The 5,861-nt window shown below is 48.8% G+C and carries 6 protein-coding genes; all 6 read left to right on the top strand.

From position 1 onward, the window contains the following. A partial coding sequence (locus H6A13_RS12425) for an MATE family efflux transporter (RefSeq protein WP_338043078.1) occupies window positions 1-1,172 on the top strand: 1,172 nt, incomplete at its 5' end. Window positions 1,173-1,278: 106 nt separating this feature from the next. Continuing rightward, complete coding sequence (guaA, locus tag H6A13_RS12420) at window positions 1,279-2,826, top strand: glutamine-hydrolyzing GMP synthase (protein WP_204909861.1); 1,548 nt, start codon at window positions 1,279-1,281, stop codon at window positions 2,824-2,826. Window positions 2,827-2,877: 51 nt separating this feature from the next. Next, window positions 2,878-4,179, top strand: coding sequence for an SEC-C domain-containing protein (locus H6A13_RS12415; RefSeq protein WP_204909860.1), 1,302 nt, complete (start codon window positions 2,878-2,880; stop codon window positions 4,177-4,179). 253 nt (window positions 4,180-4,432) lie between these two features. After that, window positions 4,433-4,807 carry a hypothetical protein gene (locus H6A13_RS12410; protein ID WP_204909859.1) on the top strand — a complete coding sequence of 125 codons (375 nt, stop codon included), beginning with the start codon at window positions 4,433-4,435 and terminating at the stop codon, window positions 4,805-4,807. Between the two features lie 34 nt (window positions 4,808-4,841). Beyond that, entirely contained in the window at window positions 4,842-5,144 is a 303-nt protein-coding gene (locus H6A13_RS12405; protein ID WP_204909858.1) for a response regulator transcription factor, read from the top strand. Between the two features lie 120 nt (window positions 5,145-5,264). Beyond that, complete coding sequence (locus H6A13_RS12400; protein ID WP_204909857.1) at window positions 5,265-5,633, top strand: hypothetical protein; 369 nt, start codon at window positions 5,265-5,267, stop codon at window positions 5,631-5,633. Window positions 5,634-5,861: the final 228 nt, after the last annotated feature.

The following is a 5,861-nucleotide window of genomic DNA, read 5'->3' as shown; positions in this document are numbered from 1 at the left end:
CACCAACTGATCCGCCGCCTTTCCGGCGCCCTCCTTTCGGCCCTGGCCCAGGCCAGTATCTGGGCCAGGGCCGAAAGGAGGGCGCCGGAAAGGCGGCGGATCAGTTGGTGTGGTTTATCACCATCTGTGCCGTGGGGATTACACTTCTCATTTACGCCTGCAGACACTGGATCCTTCACGGAGTGTTCGGCCAGATTGACGCGGACGTGATGGGTCACGCCAATACCTATCTTCTGATCGTGACGGCCTCCATTCCTTTTATCGCGCTGTATAACGGCGGCGCAGCCATTTTTCGGACCATGGGCAATTCCAAGATCTCCATGCGGGTGGCTATTGTCATGAATATCATTAATGTCACAGGAAATGCGATTCTGATCTATGGGGTGAAGATGGGTACCGCCGGTGTGGCGATCCCTACGCTGGTGTCCAGGATCGTGGCGGCGGTGCTGATCATGGTGCTGCTTTGCGACAGCAGGCGGGAGATCTCGGTGACCCGGTCCCTCCGCTACAGGCCGGATTTTTCCCTGATCCGGAAGATTTTAAGTGTAGGTGTTCCGAACGGACTGGAAAATAGTATGTTTCAGCTGGGCAAGATCATTGTGCTCAGTCTGGTATCTACCTTTGGAACCTACGCCATTGCGGCCAATGCGGTATCCAATACTCTGGCGTCTTTCCAGGTACTGCCGGGGATGGCCATTGCGCTTGCGGTGACTACGGTCATTGCCCGCTGTGTGGGGGCCGGGGATTATGAACAGGTGAAATATTACACCAAAAAGCTGATCCTTATTACCCACGGAGCGTTGATCGTTACGAATCTTATCATTGTCGTGGCGCTGCCTCTGATCCTGAAGATCTACAATCTGTCAGACATTACGGCAGAGACGACGTCGCAGATTGTGATCTTTTACGCGGTCTGCTCGGCGCTGTTCTGGCCTTTGTCCTTTACGCTGCCGGCCACCTTCCGGGCCTCCGGAGACGCCCGGATGTGCATGATCATTTCCGTGACATCCATGTGGATCTTCCGGGTGATCTTCAGCTATGTGCTGGGCAAATACCTGGGCATGGGAGTGTTTGGCGTCTGGGTGGCCATGATCATCGACTGGCTGGTACGGGAATTCTGTTTTGTGCTCCGGTATCGCAGCGGAAAATGGAAGCACCATGCCATTTCTTAAGAAATGATGACCGGATGCGTGCGGGAAAGTGGAAAATAGCATTGTCAATCTTGTTTTCTTACTTTATAATGGAATAGATTTGACAAAAACGAAAGGAGAAACGAGGGTGAAAAGAGAGTTAGTCATTGTCCTGGATTTTGGCGGCCAGTATAATCAGCTGGTGGCTAGACGGGTCCGGGAATGTAACGTATATTGCGAGATTTATTCCTATCGTATTGATATTGAAAAGATCAAGGCCATGAATCCGAAGGGAATTATCCTGACCGGCGGCCCCAACAGCTGTTATCTGGAGGATTCCCCTACCTATTCAAAGGAGCTGTTTGAGCTGGGGATTCCGGTGCTTGGCCTGTGCTACGGCGCACAGCTGATGATGCACGTGCTGGGCGGCAAGGTGGAGAAGGCGGATGTCAGAGAATATGGCAAGACAGAGGTCCTGATCGATAAAAAGGATTCCAGGGTATTCCAGGATGTGTCTGAGAAAACCATCTGCTGGATGAGCCATTTTGATTATATTTCCAAGATCGCGCCGGGATTTGAGATCACAGCCCACACAGCAGACTGTCCGGTGGCTGCGGCGGAAAATGCAGACCAGAAACTGTATGCGATCCAGTTCCATCCGGAGGTGCTTCACACCGCAGAGGGAACCAAGATGCTTTATAATTTTGTGCGCGGTGTCTGCGACTGCGCCGGAGACTGGCGGATGGATTCCTTTGTGGAAAGTTCGATCCAGGCGATCCGGGAAAAGGTGGGTAACGGAAAAGTCCTCCTGGCCCTGTCCGGCGGCGTGGATTCTTCCGTGGCGGCAGGTCTTCTGTCCAAAGCCATCGGCAGACAGCTGACCTGTGTGTTCGTAGATCACGGTCTGCTTCGCAAAAATGAAGGCGACGAAGTAGAGGCAGTCTTTGGACCGGAGGGTGATTTTGATCTGAACTTTATCCGGGTCAATGCCCAGGAAAGATATTATGGGAAGCTGGCCGGCGTGACCGAGCCGGAGCAGAAGCGTAAGATCATCGGCGAGGAATTTATCCGCGTCTTTGAGGAAGAGGCAAAGAAGATCGGAGCCGTAGACTTCCTGGCTCAGGGAACCATTTACCCGGATGTGGTGGAAAGCGGTCTGGGCGGCGAGTCTGCAGTGATCAAGTCTCACCATAACGTGGGTGGCCTGCCGGATTTCGTAGATTTTAAGGAGATCATCGAGCCCCTGCGCGACCTCTTCAAGGATGAGGTCCGCAAGGCTGGCCTGGAGCTGGGACTCCCGGCTGAGCTCGTGTTCCGCCAGCCCTTCCCGGGCCCGGGACTTGGCGTGCGCATCATCGGCGAAGTGACCGCCGAGAAGGTACGGATCGTTCAGGATGCCGACGCCATTTACCGGGAGGAGATCGCAAAAGCCGGGCTGGATCAGGAGATCAGCCAGTACTTTGCGGCGTTGACCAACATGCGCTCCGTGGGCGTCATGGGCGACGAGCGGACCTATGATTATGCAGTGGCGCTGCGCGCGGTGAAGACGATCGACTTCATGACCGCTGAGGCGGCGGAGATCCCCTTTGAAGTGCTGCAGAAGGTGATGAGCCGGATTATTAATGAAGTCAAGGGGGTTAACCGGGTATTCTACGATCTGACCAGTAAACCCCCGGGAACAATAGAACTGGAGTAGAATAAGAAATTAAAGCCCGCATTCCCACATTTGCGTAGGAGTGTGGGTTTTGTGTTTGGTATTATGTTGAAAAAAGAAAGGGATGATTACTATATGAAAGATAAGGGACAATTCCAGGAGTGGCCGGATGATAAGCTGTGTCCTTGCGGCAGTGGGAAAGTATATGGTGAATGTTGTAAAAAGAAAAGTTTTTCTTATGGCATGTCAGAGCGCGGAGTTATTAAAAAAGTACCCTTGTCAGATGAGGCTATGGATATACTGGACTGTCTGAAGTCCCAATTCCGGGAATATTATGGGCGCGATCCGAAAGAGGAGTATGTGTTTTCATTTTTACCAATTTATAATGACCGTTCTTTGCTCTCACTTGTAAATGCGTTGCAGAAAGCAGGGATGCCGGAAGAGAAGATTTATGCGACATATAAGATGGACGGTCTTATGCCGTTTGAAGACAGACTTGATCAGATTTCTGAGCAGGATCTTCAGGAGTATGAGGAATGGTGCGAGGCTTATCGCACAGCCGTTAATGGAGAACTTCAGCATACAACAAACGCTCTGCAGTATGTGGTGCTTGCGAATTCTTATCTTGAAGATAATCTGGATTATACGAATGAAGCCTTGATCTCATGTCTGAATGATTATATCCGCCGTCATTCCGGAAGTCTTAATATTCGTGAGTTCGAGATGAAGACAGAGAAGGATTACTGCATGTTTTCAGCGCTGAAAACGATCAAGACAATAGAAAGTATCAGGCAATTGAGGGAAATAAATCTTCCTGAATGTATTTATGCACTTGCGAGAAGTATATTTGAAAATTATATGTATCTTTGCGCGATCAATGGAAAGAGAGGCTTTTTTGATGAACGTCTGTTGCCGCGTATCGATAAGGAAAATTATTGTTTTGCGAAGAAAAAGGATGGTTCGGTTAATTATCGGAAGATTATCTATATAAGTACAGGAAAGATACAGGACGCAGAAGTCGGGAATGCAGAACTTAAAAAGTATTTGTTTTGCAGTGAAGATCAGGAAATATACGGGATATTCTATCGGCAGGCGTGTCAATACGTGCATGTAGATGTGTTAAGTGCAAAAAGTTATTTCTCGGTTGTTGATCCGTATGATGAAGTGAATCCGACGTTGATCGCAGAACTGATAACAGATGTTCTGGCAGTAATGCTGCTGGATCAGCTGCGCAGAAATCCGACGGTTGGAGATCAGTTCCGGGAGGATGCGAAATATTTATGCGGGCAGCTGTATGATAAGCTGGCGAGTTGTCTGGAGATAGCGCGGACAGATCCGGAACATCAGAATGCAGTTCTTGATCTGCTGGTAGAACGGCTAAAGGTAAGAGAATAAAAACGCAGGAGATGGCCCTATGGAAGAGAAAAGTATTGGAATGTAAAATTTCATTTTTGGCCGCGCAGAAGGACATACATCTTCTCTTATATTCTCCATATCTGCCTGTTAAAATATAGATGTAGAAAAGCAAGGTTTTTCGCCACGAGGCGGGGGATTTTCTCTGATGCGGAAAACCGCAGGATCCAAGAAAAGAGAAAAACGAACAGTGGTTTCTCATGCCAATCTGTAGCAGGAAATATTTATCGGGTTTATGCCGCTGATGAACACGTCCTTTACGCCGGAGAGCTGCCGGGATTATATACAAGGTATGGAGGATGGGCCAAGGAAAGATATCGCGTTAGTGGAGTATCATTATTTCAGCGGTCAGATGGATAAAGCCATGCAGGAGGCAGAACTTTATCTTATCTGTCCTGATGTGGCATGCCGGTTTTCTGCCTGTTTGATCTATGCGTATGCAAATCTGTCTGTTGGACAGATCCAGCATGCCCGGTATACTCTGAATCCCTTCCCGGCGATTTGCCTTCATCTGGTCGCGGAGATGGATTATATGAATTTAAAACAGACAGAGGCGCACACCGCCATCTGCTGGTGCATAGGAAATCGCATGGCCGGACGACCTGTTTGAAGGATTTGGAGAACATCACGGGCTTTTGGGTGGAATGCTTGAGGCGGTTATCAAACCTGGCTGGCCGGAGGATTTTAAGCGGATCATAGCGATTACCTACTGGTTTTTTGATGGATGGAGAAAAATACATAATCCGGAAACCGGACACCATGTTGCGGATGACCTGACAACCACAGAATTTGCGGCTGCCATGCTGGCGGCAAGAAGGTGGACGAACCAGGAGATTGCGGCACACATGAACATATCCGTGCATACGGTAAAAAGATATATATCAGCAGTCCTGCAGAAGCTGGGGATCCATCAAAGGCAGGAACTGAAACAATATATGTTGAAATAGCCTTCGGAAAACCAGCCGGGAAGTGATATGATACCCTTAAACTGGGGTTACATTTTGTTTTTGACAGGAAACAAGGGAACCGGACGGGAGGAAACAAACATAAAGAGATTTGTGAAGAGAATGACAGTGCTCTTGCTGAGTGTTGTCCTGACGATAACGATCTTTCTGAACACAGGCTTACTGAAGGTAGAGGCTGCGCCTGAGAGTGGTGAGGGCGTATTTGAGTTTGGAGAAAACGGTATCTATGTGCTAAAAGAAAATGCGCTGATACCTAAAGGGACGTATGAAGTCGTATTTGCAGGAGGGTTGGAGGACTACGATGCAACCGGACAGGCGATAGAATTGGGAGAGGGTCCCGTAGTGTACAATTTTGAGTACTTTACGGTCAGCATATCTGCAGACGATCACGGAACGTCCTGGATCGGAGAAAAAGGGACCGAACAGAAGAAAGTCTGGTTGGGAACACAGGTGTCGATAGAACTGGAATAACAATTTAGGTACAAAGAAAGTTTACCGCTGACCGATATGCGGTATAGAAATGGTCGGGTTGAAAGTGAAGCTCTTCGCCGAAAGGCGGAGAGCTTTTCTTGCCCAGAGAATTTTTTCATGCATCTTGTTTTCCGGAGCAGGCTGTGTTATGATGATTTCACATCAAATTCCCGGATATTTTTCTTCTAAATTTTCTAACATCCGGACAGAGTTTTCAGGCGTTTCAGC

The organism is Mordavella massiliensis (genome assembly GCF_016902415.1).
GTDB classification, from domain to species: domain Bacteria; phylum Bacillota; class Clostridia; order Lachnospirales; family Lachnospiraceae; genus Merdimonas; species Merdimonas faecigallinarum.
Note: the sequence above shows the minus strand (reverse complement) of the source record. Positions and strands in the feature narration are given on the sequence as shown.

Excerpts from the sequence above, each read along its gene's own strand:
- H6A13_RS12400 (WP_204909857.1), top strand. The coding sequence starts at position 5,265 with ATGACAGTGCTCTTGCTGAGTGTTGTCCTGACGATAACGATCTTTCTG.
- H6A13_RS12410 (WP_204909859.1), top strand. The coding sequence starts at position 4,433 with ATGCCGCTGATGAACACGTCCTTTACGCCGGAGAGCTGCCGGGATTAT.
- H6A13_RS12405 (WP_204909858.1), top strand. The coding sequence starts at position 4,842 with ATGCTTGAGGCGGTTATCAAACCTGGCTGGCCGGAGGATTTTAAGCGG.